The 22,870-nt window shown below is 64.2% G+C and carries 21 protein-coding genes; 4 read left to right on the top strand and 17 right to left on the bottom strand.

The window, feature by feature from the left end; translation table 11 throughout:
* Window positions 1-5: 5 nt before the first annotated feature.
* Entirely contained in the window at window positions 6-1,682 is a 1,677-nt protein-coding gene (locus QQL28_RS24570) for a glutamine--tRNA ligase/YqeY domain fusion protein (protein WP_284269388.1), read from the bottom strand.
* A gap of 143 nt (window positions 1,683-1,825) precedes the next feature.
* Between QQL28_RS24570 and gltX the strand changes: the two genes are divergently transcribed.
* The 3 genes from gltX (at window position 1,826) to QQL28_RS24585 (ending at window position 5,495) form a co-directional block, all read left to right on the top strand.
* Window positions 1,826-3,250: a glutamate--tRNA ligase gene (gltX, locus tag QQL28_RS24575; protein ID WP_284269390.1), complete on the top strand. Its 1,425-nt coding sequence runs from the start codon at window positions 1,826-1,828 to the stop codon at window positions 3,248-3,250.
* Between the two features lie 142 nt (window positions 3,251-3,392).
* Window positions 3,393-4,694, top strand: a complete 1,302-nt coding sequence (gltA, locus tag QQL28_RS24580; protein ID WP_284269392.1) for a citrate synthase — start codon at window positions 3,393-3,395, stop codon at window positions 4,692-4,694.
* A gap of 99 nt (window positions 4,695-4,793) precedes the next feature.
* Entirely contained in the window at window positions 4,794-5,495 is a 702-nt protein-coding gene (locus QQL28_RS24585) for a hypothetical protein (protein ID WP_284269394.1), read from the top strand.
* Between the two features lie 99 nt (window positions 5,496-5,594).
* Here QQL28_RS24585 and QQL28_RS24590 read toward each other — a convergent pair whose 3' ends face one another.
* Together QQL28_RS24590 and QQL28_RS24595 are read right to left on the bottom strand one after the other, a co-directional pair.
* Window positions 5,595-5,993: a hypothetical protein gene (locus tag QQL28_RS24590; protein ID WP_284269396.1), complete on the bottom strand. Its 399-nt coding sequence runs from the start codon at window positions 5,991-5,993 to the stop codon at window positions 5,595-5,597.
* Between the two features lie 191 nt (window positions 5,994-6,184).
* Complete coding sequence (locus QQL28_RS24595; RefSeq protein ID WP_284269398.1) at window positions 6,185-6,364, bottom strand: hypothetical protein; 180 nt, start codon at window positions 6,362-6,364, stop codon at window positions 6,185-6,187.
* A gap of 311 nt (window positions 6,365-6,675) precedes the next feature.
* On the opposite strand from QQL28_RS24595, the gene QQL28_RS24600 reads away from it, so the two are divergent.
* Window positions 6,676-7,560, top strand: coding sequence for a hypothetical protein (locus tag QQL28_RS24600; protein WP_284269400.1), 885 nt, complete (start codon window positions 6,676-6,678; stop codon window positions 7,558-7,560).
* 185 nt (window positions 7,561-7,745) lie between these two features.
* Here the strand turns inward: QQL28_RS24600 and lpxB are convergent, their stop codons facing one another.
* From lpxB to QQL28_RS24670, 14 genes are all read right to left on the bottom strand, one after another.
* The gene (gene lpxB, locus QQL28_RS24605) at window positions 7,746-8,930 is read right to left on the bottom strand and encodes a lipid-A-disaccharide synthase (RefSeq protein ID WP_284269402.1); all 1,185 of its coding nucleotides are present in this window, start codon (window positions 8,928-8,930) and stop codon (window positions 7,746-7,748) included.
* Window positions 8,927-9,784: an LpxI family protein gene (locus tag QQL28_RS24610; protein ID WP_284269404.1), complete on the bottom strand. Its 858-nt coding sequence runs from the start codon at window positions 9,782-9,784 to the stop codon at window positions 8,927-8,929. The genes lpxB and QQL28_RS24610 overlap by 4 nt, the downstream gene beginning before the upstream one ends.
* Window positions 9,785-9,803: 19 nt before the next feature.
* Complete coding sequence (gene lpxA, locus QQL28_RS24615; protein WP_284269405.1) at window positions 9,804-10,598, bottom strand: acyl-ACP--UDP-N-acetylglucosamine O-acyltransferase; 795 nt, start codon at window positions 10,596-10,598, stop codon at window positions 9,804-9,806.
* Between the two features lie 197 nt (window positions 10,599-10,795).
* On the bottom strand, window positions 10,796-11,254 hold the full coding sequence (fabZ, locus tag QQL28_RS24620; RefSeq protein ID WP_027523862.1) for a 3-hydroxyacyl-ACP dehydratase FabZ: 459 nt from the start codon (window positions 11,252-11,254) through the stop codon (window positions 10,796-10,798).
* Window positions 11,254-12,321, bottom strand: a complete 1,068-nt coding sequence (gene lpxD / locus QQL28_RS24625; RefSeq protein WP_284269406.1) for a UDP-3-O-(3-hydroxymyristoyl)glucosamine N-acyltransferase — start codon at window positions 12,319-12,321, stop codon at window positions 11,254-11,256. The genes fabZ and lpxD overlap by 1 nt, the downstream gene beginning before the upstream one ends.
* 32 nt (window positions 12,322-12,353) lie before the next feature.
* Window positions 12,354-14,885 (bottom strand): outer membrane protein assembly factor BamA, encoded by a 2,532-nt coding sequence (gene bamA, locus QQL28_RS24630; RefSeq protein ID WP_284269407.1) that lies wholly within the window; start codon window positions 14,883-14,885, stop codon window positions 12,354-12,356.
* A 178-nt stretch (window positions 14,886-15,063) separates the two neighbouring features.
* Window positions 15,064-16,215 (bottom strand): M50 family metallopeptidase, encoded by a 1,152-nt coding sequence (locus QQL28_RS24635; protein WP_284269408.1) that lies wholly within the window; start codon window positions 16,213-16,215, stop codon window positions 15,064-15,066.
* Between the two features lie 45 nt (window positions 16,216-16,260).
* Window positions 16,261-17,484 (bottom strand): 1-deoxy-D-xylulose-5-phosphate reductoisomerase, encoded by a 1,224-nt coding sequence (gene dxr, locus QQL28_RS24640; protein ID WP_284269409.1) that lies wholly within the window; start codon window positions 17,482-17,484, stop codon window positions 16,261-16,263.
* 4 nt (window positions 17,485-17,488) lie between these two features.
* Window positions 17,489-18,331 carry a phosphatidate cytidylyltransferase gene (locus tag QQL28_RS24645; protein WP_284269410.1) on the bottom strand — a complete coding sequence of 281 codons (843 nt, stop codon included), beginning with the start codon at window positions 18,329-18,331 and terminating at the stop codon, window positions 17,489-17,491.
* Window positions 18,328-19,086, bottom strand: coding sequence for an isoprenyl transferase (locus tag QQL28_RS24650; RefSeq protein ID WP_284269411.1), 759 nt, complete (start codon window positions 19,084-19,086; stop codon window positions 18,328-18,330). The genes QQL28_RS24645 and QQL28_RS24650 overlap by 4 nt, the downstream gene beginning before the upstream one ends.
* Before the next feature lie 12 nt (window positions 19,087-19,098).
* Window positions 19,099-19,662: a ribosome recycling factor gene (gene frr / locus QQL28_RS24655; RefSeq protein WP_284269413.1), complete on the bottom strand. Its 564-nt coding sequence runs from the start codon at window positions 19,660-19,662 to the stop codon at window positions 19,099-19,101.
* Window positions 19,663-19,716: 54 nt separating this feature from the next.
* Window positions 19,717-20,433, bottom strand: coding sequence for a UMP kinase (pyrH, locus tag QQL28_RS24660; protein ID WP_284269414.1), 717 nt, complete (start codon window positions 20,431-20,433; stop codon window positions 19,717-19,719).
* Window positions 20,434-20,494: 61 nt separating this feature from the next.
* The gene (gene tsf / locus QQL28_RS24665; protein ID WP_284269415.1) at window positions 20,495-21,418 is read right to left on the bottom strand and encodes a translation elongation factor Ts; all 924 of its coding nucleotides are present in this window, start codon (window positions 21,416-21,418) and stop codon (window positions 20,495-20,497) included.
* A gap of 126 nt (window positions 21,419-21,544) precedes the next feature.
* Window positions 21,545-22,534 carry a 30S ribosomal protein S2 gene (locus QQL28_RS24670; RefSeq protein ID WP_284269417.1) on the bottom strand — a complete coding sequence of 330 codons (990 nt, stop codon included), beginning with the start codon at window positions 22,532-22,534 and terminating at the stop codon, window positions 21,545-21,547.
* Window positions 22,535-22,870 lie beyond the last annotated feature (336 nt).

Raw genomic sequence — 22,870 nt, forward strand, 5'->3', positions numbered from 1 at the left:
CCCTATCAACCCTTGGCGACTTCCTTGGCAAAGGTGTCGCGCAATCCGATCGTGCGCGAAAACACCGGCTTGCCCGGCGTCGAGTCCTTGTCGCGCACGAAATAACCCTGCCGCTCGAACTGCATCGGCTCGGTCGCATTGCTCTCGGCAACCGACACTTCGATCCGCGCATCGGGCAGGATCTCCAGCGACTGCGGATTGAGGTCGGCGGCGAAGTTCGCCGCGTTCGGGCTCGGGTTCGAGAACAGCTGGTTGTAGAGGCGGATCTCCGCCGGCACCGACTGCGCCGCCGGCAGCCAGTGCATCGTCGCCTTGACCTTGCGGCCGTCAGGCGCGTTGCCGCCCTTGGTTGCGGGATCATAGGTGCAGCGGAGCTCGGTGACTTCGCCGGCGTCGTTCTTGATTACGCCGGTGCACTTGATGAAATAGGCGTAGCGCAGCCGCACCTCGTTGCCCGGCGACAGGCGGAAGAACTTTTTCGGCGGGTTCTCCATGAAGTCGTCGCGCTCGATATAGATCTCGCGGGAGAATGCGATCTTGCGCGTGCCGGCGGACGCATCGTCAGGATGGTTGATCGCCTCGAGCTCCTCGACCTGCCCTTCCGGATAATTCTCGATCACGACCTTCAGCGGCCGCAGCACCGCCATGCGCCGCTGCGACGTGCGGTTCAATTCCTCGCGGATGCAGAACTCGAGCATGCCGACGTCGACGACGCTGTTGGCTTTCGCCACACCGATGCGCTTGACGAACTCGCGAAGTGCGGCCGGCGGCACGCCACGGCGGCGCAGGCCTGCCATGGTCGGCATGCGCGGATCGTCCCAGCCCGCAACATGGCCGTCGCGCACGAGCTGGGTCAGCACGCGCTTCGACAGGACAGTGTAGGTCAGGTTCAGCCGCGCGAATTCGTACTGGTGCGGTTCCGACGGCACCGGCAGCTTCTCGATGAACCAGTCGTAGAGCGGACGGTGATCCTCGAACTCCAGCGTGCAGATCGAGTGCGTGATGCTCTCGATCGCATCCGACTGACCATGGGCGTAGTCGTAGCTCGGATAGATGCACCACTTGTCGCCGGTGCGCGGATGATGCGCATGCAGGATGCGGTACATCACGGGATCGCGCAGGTTGATGTTGGGCGAGGCCATGTCGATCTTGGCGCGCAGCACGCGCGCGCCGTTCGGGAATTCGCCGGCCTTCATGCGGCGGAACAGGTCGAGGTTCTCCTCGACCGTGCGATCGCGGAACGGCGAATTCTTGCCGGGCTCGGTCAGCGTGCCGCGAGTGAGCCGGATCTCGTCCTGGGTCTGGTCGTCGACAAAGGCAAGGCCGTCGCGGATCAGCTTCTCCGCCCATTCGTAGAGGCGGTCGAAATAGTCCGAGGCGTAGAACAGGTTCTTGCCCCAGTCGAAGCCGAGCCAGCGCACGTCGGCCTGGATGGAGTCGATATATTCCTGCTCTTCCTTGACCGGATTGGTGTCGTCGAAGCGCAGATGGCAGCGGCCGCGAAATTCCTCGGCAATGCCGAAATTGAGCGCAATCGACTTCGCATGGCCGATATGCAGGTAGCCGTTCGGCTCCGGCGGGAACCGGGTCACGATCTCCTTGTATTTGGCCTGATCGAGGTCGGCCTGGATGATGTCACGAATGAAATCGCGCCCAACCTCAGTCGCCACCGGTTCTGTCATTACGAAAATCCTGTAGGGAAATCAGCGGTCCTTCTGCCAAATTCGTTTGACCGAGCCAAGGCCTTAGCGGTCCGCTGCCGGGCTTTAGTTATGCTCCGGTCCTGTTATATACCACCGCCTCCAATGCATAGGCCCTGCCAAGAATGACCGATTCCGTCGTCACCCGCTTTGCCCCCTCGCCGACCGGCTTCCTCCATATCGGGGGCGCCCGCACGGCGCTGTTCAACTGGCTCTATGCGAAGAAGCACGGCGGCAAGATGCTCCTCCGGATCGAGGACACCGACCGCGAGCGCTCCACCGAGGCGGCGATCGGCGCCATCCTCGACGGGCTGAAATGGCTGGAGCTCGGCTGGGACGGCGAGGTGATCTACCAGTTTAGCCGCGCCGCCCGTCACCGCGAGGTGGCCGAGCAGCTGCTGGCCGACGGCAAGGCCTATCACTGCTACGCCACCGCCGAGGAGCTCGCCGCGATGCGCGAGAAGGCGCGGGCCGAGGGCCGCACCCGCCTCTATGACGGCATGTGGCGCGACCGCAATCCGGCAACCGCGCCTGCGAACGTCAAGCCGACGATCCGGCTGCGCGCGCCCCAGACCGGCGAGACCGTGATCGAGGATCAGGTGCAGGGCCGCGTGGTCTGGCAGAACGAGAACCTCGACGACCTCGTCCTGCTCCGCGGCGATGGTACGCCGACCTACATGCTCGCGGTGGTGGTCGACGACCACGACATGGGCGTCACCCATGTGATCCGCGGCGACGACCATCTGATCAACGCCGCCCGCCAGAAGCAGATCTACGATGCGATGGGCTGGGCGCTGCCGAGCATGTCGCACATTCCACTGATCCACGGCCCGGACGGCTCGAAGCTCTCCAAGCGGCATGGCGCGCTCGGCGTCGACGCCTACCGCGCCATGGGCTATCTGCCGGCCGCGCTGCGCAATTACCTCGTCCGGCTCGGCTGGAGCCATGGCGACCAGGAGATCTTCTCGACCGAGGAGATGATTGCGGCGTTCGACCTCGCCAGCGTCGGCCGCGCCGCTGCGCGCTTCGATTTTGCCAAGCTCGAGAACCTCAACGGCCACTACATCCGCAACGCGGACGATCAATCGCTCGTGAAGATGTTCGAGGACGTGCTCGACCACGTTCCGGGACGTGCCGAGCTCAAGGCCAAGCTGAACGATGCCACGCGCGTGCAGCTTCTAAAGGCCATGCCGAGCCTGAAGGAGCGCGCCAAGACGCTGATCGAGCTGATCGACGGCGCCTATTTCATCTTCGCCGACCGCCCGCTGGAGCTCGATCCCAAGGCGGCAGCCCTGCTGACGCCGGAGAACCGGGCGCTGATCGGCAGGCTCCATTCCGCGCTGGAGAATGTCGAGAGCTGGAGCGTGGCCACCACCGAGGCCGCGCTGCGCGCCTATGCCGAGGAAAATAGCCTCAAGCTCGGCGCGGTCGCCCAGCCGCTGCGGGCGGCGCTGACCGGACGCAGCACTTCGCCCGGCATTTTCGAGGTTTTGGACGTCCTGGGACGCCAGGAAAGCCTTGGCCGCCTCAAGGATCAGTCTACGACGTAAGTCCTGTGCGGTGCCCATCTTGCAGCGCACACAGCAATAATATACCCATCTCACCCGTACCTTCTGGAATATCCGGCTTGCCCCGCCATCTGATGGGGGACGATCAGGTCCGGCCCGTTTCACAATTCATCGGGGACTTACGATGGACGCAAAATCCACAAAAACTGCAACGCTGACGGTCGGAAACAAGAACTACGATCTCCCGATCCTGAGCGGCAGCGTCGGGCCTGACGTCGTCGACATCGGCAAGCTGTACGGCCAATCCGGCCTCTTCACCTACGACCCGGGCTTTACCTCGACCGCGAGCTGCCAGTCCAAAATCACCTATATCGACGGCGACGCCGGCGTGCTGGAATACCGCGGCTATCCGATCGAGCAGCTCGCCGAGCACGGCGACTTCCTCGAGACCTGCTATCTCCTGCTCTACGGGGATCTGCCGACACCGGCCCAGAAGAAGGATTTCGACTACCGCGTCACGCACCACACGATGGTGCACGAACAGATGGCCCGCTTCTTCCAGGGCTTCCGCCGCGACGCCCATCCGATGGCGATCATGGTGGCGGCCGTCGGCGCGCTTGCCGCGTTCTATCACGACTCCACCGACATCAATGATCCCAAGCAGCGCATGATCGCCTCCATGCGCATGATCGCCAAGATCCCGACGCTGGCGGCAATGGCCTACAAGTACACCGTCGGCCAGCCCTTCGTGTATCCGAAGAACTCGCTCGGCTTTGCCGCGAACTTCCTCAACATGTGCTTCGCGGTGCCCTGCGAGGAGTACAAGGTCAGCCCGGTGCTCGCTGACGCGCTGGAGAAGATCTTCATCCTGCACGCCGACCACGAGCAGAACGCATCGACCTCGACGGTGCGCATCGCCGGCTCCTCCGGCGCCAATCCGTTCGCCTGCATCGCGGCCGGCATCGCCTGCCTGTGGGGCCCGGCGCATGGCGGCGCCAATGAAGCGGCGCTGAACATGCTCTATCAGATCGGCACCGTCGACAAGATCCCCGAGTTCATCGCCAAGGTGAAGGACAAGAACAGCGAAGTCCGCCTGATGGGCTTTGGCCATCGCGTCTACAAGAACTACGATCCGCGCGCCAAGATCATGCAGAAGATGTGTCACGCCGTGCTCAAGGAGATGGGCCACGGCGACGATCCGATGCTGAAGGTTGCGCTGGAGCTCGAAAAGATCGCGCTCAGCGACCAGTACTTCATCGACCGCAAGCTCTACCCGAACGTCGACTTCTATTCGGGCATCACGCTGAAGGCGATGGGCTTCCCGGTCTCGATGTTCACCGTGCTGTTCGCGGTCGCGCGCACCGTCGGCTGGATCAGCCAGTGGAGCGAGATGATCGAGGATCCGCAGCAGAAGATCGGCCGCCCGCGCCAGCTCTACACCGGCGTCACCAAGCGCGACTACGTGCCGATCGGCGAGCGGAAGTAAGCCTTTAGCCAACACGGCTCTCAAAACGGCGCCATCTCACGATGGCGCCGTTTTTGTTTGGCAGAACACCATGGAGCGGACGAAGCGCGGGGCGAGCGGATGCGGATCACGAACCCGGTGGATGGATGGTTGCAGGTCGTGGCCTGTTCGCCGTTACCCGATGCGGCCGGCGAAATGGTGCTTTATCCCGGATGCGACATTGACGGGGTGGTCACCGCGGAGCGCGTCGCGGCAACTGCCGTGCAGTACAGCGGTCACGACGTGCCCAAGCCGAAATGGCCGCGCCCCGGGATGTTGCTTCCCGTCACCGTGGACCTCGCTGATCCGACGCGGTTCAGGATCGAATGGGATCTGGTGCCGACCGGACACTACGCCGCCGAACAGCTCGCAGAGCATTTGCGCAGCGAGCCGCATGCCAACACACCGGGCCGCAGCCCGTTTCCCCGCTCCTGGCACGAGATGGAACATGCCGCGTCGTTGCCGGCGCTGGTCAATGGCCTGACGCCGCAGCAGGCGGAGATTGCGCTTGCCGGCGGCGGCGCGGCCCTCGGTCTGGTTCCGACGACGGCGAGGGTGTTGACCGTGCACGAGGTGCAACCCAGCAGCGCACCGGGCGGGACGTGGGACATTGCGGTTGCCGTGAACGACCCGAATGGCGGACCGAGCTGGGAAGCGGTCACGCGCATGTCATTCAGTAGCGCAAGCCGCCGCGAAAGCCGCAGCGCTTCCGGGGTCGAGTTGCCTGTCCTTGTCAATCCGGACAACCGCAAACGGATCATCGTCGACGTCGCGCGTCTGTGAGCTTCCAGACGGCGCCGTCAGCAGTGATGGCGCCGTTTTCGTTTGTCGCAAGAGGCCTCACGATGTGTCGGCGTGACGGGTCGCCAACGTACGCGCCGGTCAGCGTGAGCGCTTCTTCAGTTTGGGAAGTGTGTTCGGGTTGAACGCGGGTGTCGGCGCGCTGGCCTCTGGCGCCGGGTTTTCTTGTTCGCTGAGAATGAGCGTTCCCTCGAGAAGAACTCCAGGGACGTTTTCGGCTGTTGCGACGTAGGTCGCTATCTTTCCGGCGCACGTTCCCTCGAGCGTCAGCTTGAGGTCATCCACCCCGAAGACCGTTGCGTGCCCCTCAGTGTGTCGTTTGGTCGATAGCACGGCCGTGAAGCGATCTCCGTCGACCTTGCAAGAGCCGCTATAGGTCATGATGCTGTCGCAGCCCCAGATTTTTCCGTCCGCGACGTGAGCAATGCCTTGACCGAGCGGTGTCTTGAAAAATGCCCTGTAGGTGCCGTCCTTCAGCATGGGAGGACCCCTCTGCCTCTGTGTCGCAACAGCCGGGACGATCCGGCACGGATCAATATTAAGGCCCGGTTAATCCTCAATATCCGTGAGAAACCGGAGTTTGGTGGGTACGTCGCCGCCGGTATTTCGTTCGGGGCAGGCGGAGCGCGCGGCCTTCCAAATGGTCTCGAAGCGGCGCTGAGCCTTTCCTTTCAAGCCGCCAGATCATTCGAGCCGGCGGTGCAATCCTTGAAGTGCTCGAGGAGTGCGTTACTTGCCATGTGCTCCCAGTATTCAGCCTCGGCGAGCAGCTTCCAGCTGCGGTCCGGACTATACGCGGCGCTCTGTCGGCACAACGACGCCATCGCTCGCAAGCGGCGCACAGTCTCCATTCCCAGCCTCCCGTACCTGTTTCTGGGCTGAAATATGGGCTGCTCGGCGCACGCTGTCTGTTCGGTATATAACATTGGCCGATCGAAGAGCCGGGCCAGGTTCGACGAGCGGGCGTCGGACGCGTCGCAGGATCGCCTAATTAAACCACAGGCGAATTGGCGTCCTGGATACCGGTGAACGCCCAAGGATAACCGCTATCGAAATTTGCCTTCGCTAGCAGCCCCGACTAGTCACAAATGCCAATTCGAATTTGCAGTTATAATAGACTGGTCTGATTCGTCGGCTAATCGCGACTCGCGAGGATGTTGTGATGGCATTTTTCAAGCGTGAGCTCGGCCCGGTCGAGAGCTTCGAGAGTGCGTTGAAGCGAAAACGAGCGGCGCGGCAGAAGATGGCCGAGCGATTGAACCTCACCGAAAAGCTACTTGAAGAACAACGCGCCGCAGCCCGGCGACTGGCGGTTGCCGGAGCCACTCATGGCCAGCTCGATCGAGCGGAGGCCAAGATGCGCTCGGTCGAGGATCGCGCCAGGGGGCAGCGCGCCGAACTCGACGAACTCGACGAGCAGATCGCTTCAACCGAACGCGCCTTGGCTGAAGCCGTCTTGCAGCGCGACCGTAACAGGTTGGCGGATGATATTTTGGCCTTGGCAGCGGCTATCGAACAGGCCGTCCCGCAATTCAATTCAAGCGCCGTCGCGCTCGTGCAGGCCTCCCAAAAAGGGGTGGTGTTACCGCCTGAAGCGACGAGGTTTTCGACGAGCGTGGATGAAATGCGCCGCGAGGTTCTCTCCTCTGCGGATCTGATTTGCTGGGAGCTTCGGTCGATCGCGGTACGCACGCGGGCCGGTAACGCAAACGTTGCCCTTGGCGCATCGGCTGAACCGCATCAAAGGCCGTCGCCGGAGACAGAGAGACAATTGATCTACACGTTGAGTCCGCTGCTTTGGCGCGAAGGCGACGAGGTGCGCAGGGTTCCGGCGTTTACGCTGGTTGGGCTCCCGAGAGATTTGTTGCCGGTCGCACTACGCCATCAGCACGCGGACTATCTGAGCGCCCGGCGTGTGCAGACCCTCATACAGGTTCACGGCAGCGGAAGCGTCCAAGAAGGTCAGGGTCAGGACGATCCAGAAACCATTGATCTCGATGCGTTGGCCGCCGAGGAAACGGGCGGCGCCCCCGCAAATGTAGCCTGAGCAGAGTTTTGCGGTTCCCGACTGTCCTGACGACCAAGTCGTGCTGACTTGGATTTCCTAAAGCGCGATGAAATTGGGATGAATCGTCATCGCGCTTTAGGTTGTTGTTTGCGCATGATCTCCGCGCAAACGCGTTCCGCGTTTGTCGCGAGGGAAAACCGCTTCACACTTTTCCGGATCATGCTTTAGTTCGCCCGCCGGCCCTTGCGCATCGTGGCCAGCACGATGTCGGCCGCGAGCACGCTCGGCGGCTTGTTGCCGGTCGACATGATCGCGTCGAGCTGGGCGAAGGCCTCGACCTGCTGCTTGCGCAGCGGCGTATCCGTCAGCACCTCGGTCAGCGCCTCTGCGAGCTTTTCCGGCGTGCAGTCCTCCTGCAAGAATTCGGGGATCACTTCCCGGCCGATCACGAGATTGGCGAGGATCACCGATGAGACGCGGATGGCGCGGCGCAGGATGAAGGCCTCGATCGCGCCGACGCGATAGGCCGTCACCATGGGAATGCCCGACAGCGCAAGCTCCAGCGTCACCGTGCCGGATTTCGACAGCGCCGCGCGCGCGATCCGGAACGCGGCACGCCGCTCGGCCTCGCCGACCACGATTCTCGGCTTGACCGGCCAGCTCGCGATACCCTCGCGCACCGTTGGTTCGAGATGCGACATGGTCGGCAGCACCAATTCGAAACGCTGGCCTGTAGCCTGCAACCGGCCGAGCGCCGCGCCGAACACGTCGAGATGATGCCTGATCTCGCTGCGGCGGCTGCCGGGCAAGACCAGCAGCACCGGCGGCTCGCCGTCGCGGCGCTTCTGCTCCTCTGCATTCGGCCGCAGCGAGGACAGCTGCTCGATCAGGGGATGGCCGACATAGCTGCAGGGCGGGCCGCGGAGCTTGCGATATTCCTCGGGCTCGAACGGCATCAGGCCGAGCACGTGATCGACATAGGACAGCATGGCCCGCGCCCTGCCCGGCCGCCAGGCCCAGACCGAGGGTGAGACGTAGTCGACGATCGGGACGTGCGGATTGCGCGCGCGGACGCGGCGGGCGACGCGATGGGTGAAGTCGGGGCTGTCGATGATGACGAGCGCGTCGGGAGCGGCTTCGATCACGGCATCCGTGGTCTGACGGATCAGCCGCAGGATCTTTGGCAGTTGCTGCACGACGGCGGCAAAGCCGACGATCGACAACTCCTCGATCGGAAAGAGTGAGGCCAGCCCCTCGCGCGCCATGGTGCGGCCGCCGACACCTTCGAACTGCACGCCATCGCCGAGCCGCTGGCGCAGCACCTTCATCAGCGCAGCGCCCAAACGATCCCCGGATTCCTCCGTGGCGACCAGAAAAATCTTCCGCTTTGGATCGCGCCCCGGCGTCATGCTTGCAGGCCGATGACGAAGAGATAGTTGGCGTCCGCCAGCTCGATCATCGCCTGCGGCTCGGCGGCGATGGTATTGCCCGCGATCACGGCGATGCCCGAAAGGCCAGCGCTGGCGACACCTTCAACGGTGCGCGGACCGATCGTCGGCAGATCGAAGCGCAAATCCTGTCCGCTCTTCGGGGCCTTGACCAGCACGCCGCGCCCGCGCGCCGCGCGGATGCGGCCCTCGCCGCGCAGCCGCGCCACGCGCTGGAGCAGCCCGTCGGTGCCCTCGATGTCCTCGACCGCGACCACATGGCCGTCGATCACGACCACGGCCTGGCCGATGTCGAACGGGCTCAGCGCGGCCAGCACCGCGCGGCCACGCTCGATGTCGCTCCTGGCGTTATCTGCCGGCCAGGCGCGCGTAATGCAGCCCTCGGGCATCAGGAGATCGGGCGCAACGTCCTTGATCCCGACCATGCGAAAGCCGTCCTGCTCGAGCATCCGGCCGACGCCGGAGAGCAAATGGTCGTCGCCGCCGCGAAACGCGCGGACGACATGCCCGAGAAGCTGGAGCGTCTTGAGATCGAAGCGCACTTCCGACAGCGATGGCCGCATCAAGGTGCCGATGAAGATCAGGTCGCGGCAGCCCTCCTCGCGAAACAGCCGCATGGCGCGGCCGAGCTGGCCGACCGAGATCCAGCGATGTCGGAATTTTTCGACCCTTTCCGGATCGCAGGCGCCGCGCAGCGGAAACAGCACCGGCGCAATCCCACGTGCGGCGAGCGACTCCGCGACCGCAAACGGCATGGCGCCGCCGCCGGCGATGACGCCGACCGGTGACGAAATCTCTGGAGCCGCCGATGTCATGCTCGCGGCCATCCCGTGATTACTGCCCGATCGCGGGAAGACAGAGCGGGCGATGCTTGCCCTTGCCGATGAAGTCGAGGATTTCGGCAATGGCCGGGTCCTCAGCCGCAAGCGGCTGCACCGAAGCGAGCCGCTCGGCGAAAATTCCGGGACCATGGAACAGCTTTTGATAAAACGCGCGCACCGTCGTAAGCCGCTGCTTGGTGAACTTGCGCCGCTTCATGCCGATGATGTTGAGACCTTCGAGCACCGCATACTGGCCGTTGACGAGCCCGAACGGGATGATGTCGTCGCGCACGCCACAAACGCCACCGACCATGACCTGCGAGCCGATGCGGGTGAACTGGTGCACCGCGGACAACCCGCCGATGAATACGAAGTCGCCGATCTCGCAGTGACCTCCGAGCGTCGCCGAGGTCGCGAAGATCGCGTCGTTGCCGACATGGCAATCATGCCCGACATGGCTGCAATTCATGAAATAACCGCGGTCGCCGACCTCCGTGATGCCGCCGCCGGCGACGGTGCCGGCATTCATGGTCACGGATTCGCGGATGGTGCAGCCTGCGCCGATCCGTAACTTCGTCAGCTCGCCGCGATAGCTGAGCGATTGCGGCGGGGTGCCGAGCGAGGCGAACGGATAGATGGTGCAGTCGTCGCCGATGGTGGTCTGCGCCGTGATATGCACATGCCCGATCAGCTTGCAATTTTGGCCGATCACGACGTTTGGGCCGATGATGCAGTAGGGCCCGATCTCCGTGCCCTCGCCGATCACGGCGCCGTCTTCCACGCGCGCGGTGGGATCAATCTTGCTCATTAAGAAGGTCTGGCTATCCGTTGAAGTCGCTCGGTTTTCCGGTGGTTAGCGCGACTTTGCGTGATCTGTCCAGTGACGTATCATCTCCGCGCATTTCAAGCGCACAAAGCGCTCCTTCGAACACGAATAGGGAGTTGCGAACAGAAGGGGACGTAGCCTTTATTCGCTACTCCCTACTCGCTATTCGCCAGTTGGCTTCAGTCCGTCAGCATCGCGCCGACGTCGGCTTCGGCAACGACCTGGCCGTTGACCTTGGCGTCGCCGTGAAACCACCACATCGCCTTGCGGCGACCGATCGAGCGCATGTGGTATTCGATGGTGTCGCCGGGCAGCACGGGCTTGCGGAATTTGCACTTGTCGATGGTCAGGAAATACACCGCGCGCGGCTTCTCGGTGCCATCGACCGATGTGATGCCGATGACGCCCGCGGTCTGCGCCATCGCCTCGATCATCATCACGCCGGGATAGACCGGCCGCTCGGGGAAATGCCCCTGGAAGGCCGGCTCGTTGAAGGTGACGTTCTTGATGCCGATGCCGCTGTAGTCGGTGCGGATGTTGATCACCCGATCGATCAGCAGCATCGGGAAGCGGTGCGGGAGCGTGCGCAGAATCGCGTTGATGTCCACGAGCTCGAACCTGACCGGTGCTTCCTCCATTACTCCTGTCCCTCGTCCTTCGGATCGGCCTTGCTGTCGCGCACCAGACGCTCCACCGCGATGATCTCCTTGAACCACTGCTTGGTCGGCTTGGCGAAGAAGCCACCCCAACGTCCGCCTGCCGGGATGTCGTCCTTGACGCCGCTCATCGCGGTGACCTGGGCCCCATCGCCGATCTTGAGGTGGTTGTTGATGCCAACCTTTGCTCCCAGCGCCACGTTGTCGCCGATCGTCAGGCTGCCGGCGAGGCCGATCTGAGCCGCCAGCAGGCAGTTCCGGCCGATGGTCACATTGTGGCCGATCTGGACCTGGTTGTCGATTTTGGTGCCCTCCCCGATCACGGTGTCGCGCAAGGACCCGCGATCGATCGTGGTGCCGGCGCCGACCTCGACGTCGTTCTGGATCACCACCCGTCCGGTCTGCGGGACCTTGAGGTGGCCCTCGGGGCCGAAGAAGACGAAGCCATAGCCGTCCTGGCCGATTGAGCAGCCGGGGTGGATCAGCACGTTGTTGCCGATCAGGGCGCACTGGATGGCCGTACGGGCGCCGACGTCGCAGTCCCGGCCGATCTTCACGCCGGGGCCGATCACCGCGCCCACGCCGATGACAGTGCCGCTGCCGATCTCGACCTCGGGGCCGATGACGGCCAGCGGATCGACCACGACACCATCTTCCAGACGTGCCGTCGGATCGATGATCGCCGACGGCGCGATGCCGTCATTGCGGACCGAGGATTGCGGCCTCAGCGCGTCGCCGTGCCATTCCCGGGCGATCCTGACGAAGGCGCGGAACGGTTGCGCCACCCGCAGCGCGGCGACGTGGGCCGGCACCTGCGCCTCGAAGCGCGCGCTGACGAGGCACGCGCCGGCCTTGGTCGCCTTGAGCTGGTCGAGATATTTGAGGTTGTCGAAGAACGTCAGGTGCATCGGGCCGGCTTCGTCGAGCGAAGCCAGCCCCGTGATGATGTGGCCGGCCCGGCTCGGGTCGACCAGCTGCGCCTTCGTCAGCGTGGCGATATCAGCCAGCGCCGACGCAGGCGGCTTCTTGAAGAAGGACGGCTGCGCCATTCCACCCCGTCGAGGTCCGGCCGGAGATCAGCTTAGAACGACGTACCGCCGCCGAACCTGAACTGCTGCACGCGGTCATACGCACCCTTGGTGAGCGGCACTGCGTAGTCGAAGCGCAGCGGTCCGAACGGAGACTGCCAGATCAGACCGACACCCACCGACGAGCGGACGACGTTGCCGTTGTCATACACCAATCCGGTACAGGTTCCAGGCGTGGCCGGGTTGACGGTCGACGGCGTACAGTTCGAGTTCTTCGTCGTCGTCGTTTCGCCGGTGAGCGCCCAGGTCGTCGGGCCCTGGTAGTCGTAAAGACCGCCAGCGTCGGCATAGACCGCGCCCTTCAGGCCCACTTCCTTGGGCAGGAACCAGAACGGCATCTGCAATTCGAGCGAAGCGCCCCAGTACTTGGTGCCGCCGAGCGCGTCCTGCGTGCCGTAGGGATTGAGGTCGCGCGGACCGATGCCGTTCGGCGCAAAGCCGCGGACGAGGTTCGGACCCATCTGGAAGTGATCGAGCATGCGCAGGTCGGTGCTGCCCCACTTGTTGAGGATACCGCCCTGCACGTGGACGAGGCCGACGAGATCGGACACCAGCGACTGGTAGTACTTCGCATCGACCGCAGTCTTCAGGTAGGAGACGTCGCCGCCGACGCCAGCGAAGTCCTGCCGGAAGTCGACCAGGAGGCCGTCAGTCGGGTTCTTGTTGTTGTCGAGCGTGTTGTAGGTCAGCGTATAGCCCAGCGCCGAGGTCAGCGTCTTGCCACCAGCCAGTTCCTTGCGCACCGGCAGCGAGGCTTCGCCGTTCTGGTAGCAGCCAAGGCTGTTGGTCGTGCCCGCCAGACTGATGCCATTCGCGTTCGCAAAGGCCGGGCTCATGAAGTTCGGGTCGCCCAGCGTGTTGTTACAGTCCTGCAGGTAGGACGGCAGCGTGATTTCCTGACGGTAGACCGAATAGCGCAGCTGCAAGGCCAGATCTTCACGCAAGGAGAAGCCGAGCCGCGGGCTGAAGCCGAGCGTCTTGGTGCCGTAGGAGATGTAGCTGTTGGACAGCTGCGTACGCTGATAGAGGTCGAGGCCGAGCGCGACGCGGTAGTCGAGCAGGTACGGTTCGACGAACGACAGCGAGTAGCCGCGCGCATATTGGCCGTAGGTGACGGAGGCCTTGGCGAACAGGCCGCGGCCGAGAAGGTTGCGCTCGGAGACCGAGACTTCGGCCAGCGCGCCGTCGGTCGTGGAGTAGCCACCCGACACCGAGAAGTCGCCGGTGGACTTTTCCTCGAGATCGACGATCAGGACCACGCGGTCGCTGGACGAGCCGGGCTCGGTGGTGATCTTGACGCTCTTGAAGAAGTCGAGGTTCTTCAGGCGGCGCTCGGCGCGATCGACCAGCGCACGGTTATAGGCGTCGCCCTCGGAGAGGTCGAACTCGCGCCGGATCACGTAGTCGCGCGTGCGGACGTTGCCGCGGATGTTGATGCGCTCGATATAGGTGCGCGGACCTTCGTCGATGTTGAACACGACCGACACGGTGTGCGCATCGAAATTACGGTCGCCACCGGGCCGCACCACGGCGAAGGCAAAGCCGCGGCGCGAGGCCTCGATCTGCATTTCCTCGACCGACTTCTCGACCGATTCGACGTTGTAGAGCGAGCCGACGTTGACGCGCGAATAGGTGCGCAGCACGGTGGGATCGAAGTTCGGGATGCTGGTGCGGAAGTCGACCGAGCCGACGCGGTACTGCTGGCCTTCCTCGATCTTGAAGGTGACAAGGAATCCCTTCTTCTCCGGATCGTATTCGGTGATCGCAGCGACCACCTGCACGTCAGCGAAGCCGTGCTTGAGGTAGAAACGGCGAATCAGGTCGCGGTCGGCCTCGACCCGGTCCGGATCGTAGACGTCGGCACTACCGAGGAAGCTCAGGAGATTAGTCTCACGGGTCTTGATGACGTCCCTCAGGCGATAGCTTGAGTAGGCAACGTTACCGACGAAGTCGATCGACTTGACGCCGGTCTTGACGCCCTCGTCGACCGTGAAGATCAGATCGACGCGGTTGTTCGGCTGCTCGATGATCTCCGGCGTGACGTGCACGTCGTAGCGGCCGGAGCGGCGATAGATTTCCGCGATCCGCAGCGTGTCCGACTGGACCACGGCGCGGGAGAACGTGCCCCGCGGCTTGGACTGGACTTCGGCGGTGAGCTGCTCGTCCTTGATTTTCTTGTTGCCCTCGAAGGCGACGCGGCCGATGACGGCGTTTTCGACCACCGAAACCACGATCCGGCCGCCGACGCGGTTGATCTTCACGTCCTGGAACAGGCCGGTCTCGATCAACGCCTTGAGGCCGTCGTCGATCGCCGCCTGGTCAAGGCGCCCGCCGGGGCCCGGCTTGAAATAGGAACGAATGGTCTCGACCTCGACACGGCGGTTCCCTTCCACCGAGATCGAATCCACGGTCTGAGCCGCAGCGGACGAAGACACAGCGACAGCCCCGACCGGAGCAAGCACCGGCACGCCGAACATGATCAGGGTGGCAAGCAGACCCCCCCGGACTCGCATTCCAAACATCATGCGCAACGCGCCCTCAATCATTCCAACCCAGACCCAACCCCAACGCCCGGTCCGAGAGATTCCCCAAGTTTCACGCCGCTTGTAGCTAATTTCATCGACGCCGCAAACGGCCGAGCGCGCCGTAATTTCATTTCGATCCAAGACGTTGCCCAAGAGCAACGTCACAAAAAAGCCCCTATCAGGATGCCGCCAGATGGAGGATGTCGTTGTAGGTCGCGAACACCATCAACATCAGTACAAGTCCGAGCCCGATTCGGAACCCCATTTCCTGCGCGCGCTCGGACAAAGGCCGGCCCCGCACCGCCTCCACCGCATAGAACAAAAGGTGCCCACCATCGAGCAGCGGAACCGGGAAAAGGTTCAACAGCCCGATCGAGATCGACAGCACCGCGGCCAGATGTACCAGCGCCGCAAGCCCAATGGTCGCGACCTGTCCGGAGATCTGGGCGATTCGTAGGGGTCCGCCGACCTGGTCGGCCGCTTCGCGGCCCGTAAAGACCCCGCCGATATAGGCCAGCGTCCGGTCGATCACGAACCAGGTTTCCTTCACGCCCAGCCACAGCGCTGTGGCCGGATCGACCTTCTCGGTGACGGTGTCACCGGCCGCTGTCTGCCGGGTGATTCCGAGCACACCGAGCCGGTGCACATTGCCGAACGGATCCTTTACCTCGCGCAACTCAGGGGTCCCGGCCAGATCGACCAGGGAATCACCCCGCTTCACGGTGAAGGTCAGCTTGTCGCCGGCATGCGTGCCGACGATCCGCTGCATGTCGGAGAAGCTTCCGATCTTGGCTCCGTCGATGGCGGTCACGATGTCGCCGACCTGGAAGCCGGCCGCAGCCGCAGCACTGCCCGCCTCGATCTTGTCGACTCGCGCCGTCGTCGACGGCTTGCCGAAGAAGGTGAAAAGACAGGTGAAGATCACGATCGCGAGCAGGAAGTTCGCGATCGGTCCGGCCGCGACGATCGCAGCCCTCGGGCCGACCTTCTTGTGATGGAAGCTGCCGGCGCGTTCCTCCGCCGACATCGCAGCCAGCGTCTCGGCCGACGGCGTTGAAGCCTCGGTGTCGTCGCCGAAGAATTTGACATAGCCGCCGAGCGGGATCGCCGAGATCTTCCAGCGCGTGCCATGGCGGTCGTTGAAGCCCACGAGCTCGGGGCCGAAGCCGAGCGAAAAGGTCAACACCTTCACACCGGCCCAGCGCGCGACCAGGAAATGGCCGAGCTCATGGAAGAACACAACGATGGTCAGGACGAACAAGAAGGGGATCACGTAGCCGATGAGCCCATGGCTCAACGTGCTGAAACTATGGAGAAAAAACTCAATCATCGATTCCCCTTAACCCAGGGCCTCGCGGCCCCGGTCCCGAACCTTCTAGGTTGCCTTTAAGGCAATTTGAGGCAATAGGGTGGCCGCTCTATTTCGCGCAACATGGTCAACGGTGATCGCATCATCCGCCGAGGACAAGGGCGCCAGATTGCCGCCCTTGACCCAGTCTTCCAGTGTCGCTTCGACCAGCCGCGCGATGGCGCCAAATCTGATCTTGCCGGCGATGAAGGCCGCCACCGCGACCTCGTTCGCAGCATTATATACCGTAGTTGCGCCGCGTCCGGTCCTTAACGAATCGTAAGCCAGCCGCAGTCCCGGGAAGCGTTCGAAATCCGGCGCCTCGAAGGTCAATTGCCCGATCTTGGCCAGGTCGAGCTTGGCGGCAGGTCCCTTGATGCGGTCGGGCCAGCCGAGGCAGTGCGCGATCGGCGTGCGCATGTCGGGCGCGCCGAGCTGGGCAACGACCGAGCAGTCGGAGAATTCGACCATGCCGTGGATGATCGACTGCGGATGGACCAGCACGTCGATCTCGTCCGGCTTCAAGGCGAACAGATAGGACGCCTCGATCACCTCGAGGCCCTTGTTCATCATCGAGGCGGAATCGATCGTGATCTTCTGGCCCATGCTCCAGTTCGGATGCTTGAGCGCCTGGGCCAGCGTCGCCTGCTCGATGTCGGCGCTTTTCCAGGTGCGGAACGGGCCACCCGAGGCCGTGATGATGACGCGCACGAGCTCGTCACGATTGCCCGAGCTCAGCGCCTGGAACAGCGCGTTGTGCTCGGAATCGGCGGGCAGAATGCAGGCGCCCGCCTTGGCGGCGCGCTGCATGAAGAAATCGCCGGCGCAGACGAGGCATTCCTTGTTGGCGAGCGCTACATGGGCGCCGCGATCGACCGCGGCGAGCGCGGGCTTCAGTCCGGCCGCGCCGCTCACCGCCGCCATCACCCAGTCGGCCGGCCGTGCGCCGGCCTCGATGACAGCGCTCTCGCCAGCACCGCATTCGGTCTTGGTGCCGGCGAGCGCGTCCTTGAGCGCGGCAAGCTTCGAGGCGTCGGCAATGGCGACGAAGCGCGCGGAAAACTCTTTCGCAAGCTTTGCAAGCGCCTCGACGTTGCCGTTGGCGGTCAGCGCCTCGACGCGATAGCGCTCAGGCGCCGCGCGCAACAGATCCATCGTGCTGTCGCCGATCGAGCCGGTGGCACCGAGGACGGTGACGCTGCGCACCGCGGATGCCGCGGGCTTGTTGTTACGCAAAGGGACTGGGCTCATTGTTTCACCAAACCATAAGACCGCTTCCCGCGCTATGCACACCATGGCGCAGGATGCCAAAAATCGAGGCCACCAGGACGGCGGCGATAAAGCCGTCCAGGCGGTCCATCAAGCCGCCATGGCCGGGAATTAAGTGACTGGAATCCTTGACCCCGAACCGCCGCTTGACCGCGGACTCGAAGAGGTCGCCGGCTTGCGAGACCACCGACAGGACAGCGCTCAGGACCAATAGCGGCACCGCCTTGCCGAGGCCGAAGGCGGCAAAGCCGCCGGCCACCGCGAGGCTCGCAACGAACCCGCCGAGCGCGCCGGCCCAGGTCTTCTTCGGGCTCACGCGCGGCCACAATTTCGGACCGCCGATGCTCCGGCCGGCGAAATAGCCGCCGATATCGGTCGCCCAGACCACCAGCAGCACGAACATCAGCGCGACAAACCCGTTCACGGGATCCTGGCGCACGAGCACCGAGGCCACGAGTGCTGCAACGGCATAGAGAAAACCTGCCGCCGCCCAGCCGCGCTGGTCTTTGGCAAGAACGGCAATGCAGACGAGGCCGAGGACGCCGACCAGGACGACGGGGGTCAGCCAGCCCAAAGCGACGCAGAAGCCCATGACGGCAAGAGCGATCGTGCCGGCCCCGGTCGGCCCCGCCTTCCCTGCCCCGACCACCGTCAGCCATTCCACGTACAACCCGATCGAGGTGAGCGTGACCAGGAACGCCCAGATCCAGCCGCCGGCATAGGCGAGCGCGATCGCCAGCGGCGCCAGCACGAGAGCCGCCAGGACACGCATCATCAGGTTGCTTGAAGCCGGCGTTGAGCCCGCCGGCGCGGCGTCGTTTTCGGTCACGAGGCGGTTTTCGCGACCAGGCCGCCGAAACGGCGCTCGCGTCTGGCAAATTCGGCGATTGCGCCTTCAAGCGCGGCCTTGTCGAAATCCGGCCAATGGATCGGCACGAACACCAGCTCGCTATAGGCCGCCTGCCACATCAGGAAATTGGACAGGCGCTGCTCGCCGGAAGTGCGGATGATGAGATCGGGATCGGGGATCTCGGGTGCGTCGAGATAGTGCCCGAGCGTCTCGGCATCGATCGAGGCCGGATCGCGCTTGCCTTCGGCGACTTCGCGCGCGAGCTTTTGCGCCGCTTTCGCGATCTCCTGCCGCGAGCCGTAGTTGAAGGCGACGATGAGGGTGAGACGCGTGTTGTTGCGCGTCAGCTCCTCGGCCTCGTTCAGAAGGGCGCAGATGTCGCTTTCGAGACCCTCGCGCTCGCCGATGATGCGCACCTTGACGCCATCGCGGTGCAGGCTCGCGAGATCGTTGCGGATGAAGCGGCGCAACAGGCCGAAAAGATCGCCGATCTCGCTCGCCGGACGCGACCAGTTCTCCGAGCTGAAGGAGAAGATGGTGAGATAGCGGATGCCGAGCTCGTGCGAGGCACGGACGACGCGGCGCAGCGCTTCCACGCCGCGGCGGTGGCCCTCGGCGCGCGGCAAGCCACGTGCAGCCGCCCAGCGCCCGTTGCCATCCATGATGATGGCGACATGCGCGGGCGCCTCGGACCTTTCCGGTCCTTCCGTGACGGGCGCTGCGGCGTTGGACATGAAGGCGATGCCTTAGACGGTGAGAATTTCTTTTTCCTTGGCTGCCAGCAGCTGGTCGATCTCAGTGATCGTGCCGTCGGTGGCCTTCTGCACCTCGTCAGCGTGACGCTTCTGGTCGTCCTCCGACATCTCGTGGTTCTTCTCGAGCTTCTTGAGAACGTCGAGACCGTCGCGGCGGACGTGGCGCACCGCGACCTTGGCGGCTTCGGCGTATTTGTGCGCGACCTTGACCAGTTCCTTGCGCCGCTCCTCGTTGAGCTCGGGAATGCGCAGGCGCAGCACCTGGCCTTCGGTCGCGGGCGACAGGCCGAGATTGGAATCGACGATCGCCTTTTCGACCGGCTTGACCATCGACTTGTCCCAGACCTGGACCGAGATCAGCCGCGGCTCCGGCACGCTGACGGTGGCGAGCTGATTGAGCGGCATGTGGCTGCCGTAAGCCTCGACCTGGACCGGGTCGAGCATCGAGGCCGACGCGCGCCCGGTGCGCAGGCCGCCGAGCTCGTGCTTGAGAGACTGGGCGGCGCCTTGCATGCGGCGCTTCAATTCATTGAGGTCGAAATTACCCGTGGCCATCACTCTCTCCCTTCAGATCCTTGGCCGAGCGCGCGAGCTGCGCCTGGCGGCCCGTCAGCCGGCGACGATCGTCCCGTGGCCGATGCCGCGCAAAATCGCGCTGATCGAGCCCGGCTCGGCGATCGAGAATACGATGATAGGCAGCGACGTCTCGCGGGCAAGCGCGAAGGCGGTCGCATCCATCACCTTGTAGCCACCCTCGATCGCCTGCGAATGCGTCAGCCGGTCGAAGCGCTTGGCGGCCGGATCCTTCTTGGGATCGGCCGAGTAGACGCCGTCGACATTGGTCGCCTTGAGGACGGCCTCGGCGCCGATCTCGGCGGCGCGCAGCACCGCCGTCGTGTCGGTCGTGAAGAACGGATTGCCGGTTCCGCCGCCGAGCAGCACGATTCGGCCCTCGGCGAGGTATTTGTGCGCCGCGGCGCGAGTGAACAGCTCGGAAATCTCGGGCATGACGAAGGCCGACAGGGTGCGCGCCGGCGTGCCCTTGCGCTCGATCGCCGCTTCCACCGCGAGGCAGTTCATCACGGTGGCGAGCATGCCCATGGTGTCGCCGGTCGGGCGCGACACGCCGCGGGAGGAAACCTCGACGCCGCGAACGATATTGCCGCCGCCGATCACCACCGCGACCTCGGCGCCGAGCTGGCGGGCGGCGATCAGATCGTCGGCAACCCGGTCAACCGTCGCCTGGTCGATCCCAAAACCCTGCTGTCCCGCGAGATATTCGCCGGACAGCTTGATCACCACGCGACGGTAGACCGGATCAGTCATGAGCACTTTCCTTCTCCGGGCGCCGCTTCCGGCGGCACGCCGGAAGGAAACGTCCCGGCGCTTACTTCTTGCCGCTGGCGGCCGCGACTTCCGCCGCGAAGTCGCTTTCCTGCTTCTCGATTCCCTCACCGAGAGCATAGCGCACAAAGCCGGCGATCTTCACGGGTCCCCCGACCTTGCCCTCAGCTTCCTTCACCGCCTGCGCCACCGACTTGCCGGTGTCGTGGATGAAGGCCTGCTCGAGCAGGCAGACTTCCTTGTAGTAGGTCTTCAGGCCGGACTCGACGATCTTCTCGATCACGTTCTCCGGCTTGCCCTGCTGGCGGTACTTGTCGGCGAGCACGTCCTTCTCGCGCTTCACGATCGCCGGATCGAGACCGGCCGGCTCGAGCGCGAGCGGATTGGCGGCCGCGACGTGCATGGCGAGCTGGCGGCCGAGCGCTGCGAGCTCATCGGCCTTGCCGGGCGATTCGAGGGCGACGATGACGCCCATCTTGCCGGCGCCATCGATCACGGCGCCGTGGACGTAGCTCGACACCACGCCCTGGCTCACTTCGAGGGAAGCGGCGCGGCGCAGCGTCATGTTCTCGCCGATGGTCGCGATCGCGTCATTGATCGCGGCCTCGATCGTGACGTCGCCGACCTTGGCGGCCTTGACCTTCTCGACATCGGCGCCGACGTCGAAGGCGACCTGGGCGATCATCTTGACGAGGCCCTGGAACTGGCCGTTGCGCGCGACGAAGTCGGTCTCGGAGTTGACCTCGACGACGACGCCCTTGGTGCCCTTGGTGAGCGCGCCGATCAGGCCCTCGGCCGCGACACGGCCGGACTTCTTGGCGGCCTTGGACAGGCCCTTCTTGCGCAGCCAGTCCTGCGCCGCTTCCATGTCGCCATTGGTTTCGGTGAGCGCGGCCTTGCAGTCCATCATGCCCGCGCCGGTCGACTCGCGCAGATCCTTGACCATCGCAGCTGTGATAGTAGCCATCGTTGAAAATCCTTCTTGCCTGCCGGTTGACCCGCGGCGCGGCGCTGTCTCGCCCCACCGCGGTCCATCACAGGACGTCGCGTCAACTGAAATGGCGGCCGGAACGATCCGGCCACCCCTCGACTGTTATTCCGCTTCCGCGGTGAGCGCCTTGGCCTTGGCCACCCAGGCATCGGCACGGCTGGGCAGACCGACCTCTTCGCCGATCTTGTGCGCGGTGGCGTGATCGAGCTCGGCGAGCTGCCAGTAGTGGAAGATGCCGAGGTCGTTGAATTTCTTCTCGATCGCGCCCGACACGCCCGGGAGCTTCTTGAGGTCGTCGGCGGCGCCGCGCGGACCCGCAAGGCCCTGGAAACCGCCGGTGGACGGAAGCTCTTCAGCAGCCGGCTTGACCGAAGCACCGATATCGATGCCGGCGTCGCCCTGGGCGCGCGAGATGCCGTCGATCGCCGCACGCGCAATGAGGTCGCAATAGAGCGAGATCGCACGGCCTGCGTCGTCATTGCCCGGCACCACATAGGTGATGCCCTTGGGGTCCGAATTGGTGTCGACGATCGCCGCGACCGGGATGTTGAGCCGCTGGGCTTCCTGGATCGCGATGTCTTCCTTGTTGGTGTCGATCACGAAAATCATGTCGGGCAGGCCGCCCATGTCCTTGATGCCACCGAGCGAGCGGTCGAGCTTGTCGCGCTCGCGCTGGAGCGTCAGGCGCTCCTTCTTGGTGTAGGAAGTGGCTTCACCGCCGGACAGCACCTCGTCGAGATGACGCAGGCGCTTGATCGACGCCGAGATCGTCTTCCAGTTGGTCAGCGTGCCGCCGAGCCAGCGCGAGTTGACGAAGTACTGCGCGCAGCGCTTGGCAGCGTCGGCAACGCCGTCCTGCGCCTGGCGCTTGGTGCCGACGAACAGGATGCGGCCGCCCTTCGCAACGGTGTCGCTGACGGCCTGGAGGGCCTGGTGCAGCATCGGCACGGTCTGCGCGAGGTCGACGATGTGGATGTTGTTGCGGGTCCCGAAAATGAACGGCGCCATTTTCGGATTCCAGCGGTGGGATTGGTGACCAAAGTGCACGCCAGCTTCGAGCAGCTGACGCATGGTGAAGTCGGGTAGCGCCATAGTGATAATTCTCCGGTTGGTTCCTCCGGAAACGTGTGAGCAAGACGGAGCGTTCTCGCCCCGGCTGCCACCGGACGGCCTTTTGAGCCATGTTTCCGTGTGAGATGGCGCGCTATATAGCGCGATTTCGGCCAGAAGCAAGGAAATAAGGGCCTTTGCAAGGTGCTTTGGGAGGGCGTTTTAGCGCCCTGCCCCAGGCCCTTTTCCGTGGTTCCAGGCCCCTCCTTAGCACCTTGGCTGGTTCGGGGGGCATTTCTTCGCAGCCGGGGCTGGCGCCGGACGCGGCGGTGGAGGTGCCGGGCGCGGCGGCGGAGCCGCGGCCACCCGTGGCGGGGG

It is taken from the genome of Bradyrhizobium iriomotense (genome assembly GCF_030160715.1).
GTDB lineage: Bacteria > Pseudomonadota > Alphaproteobacteria > Rhizobiales > Xanthobacteraceae > Bradyrhizobium > Bradyrhizobium iriomotense.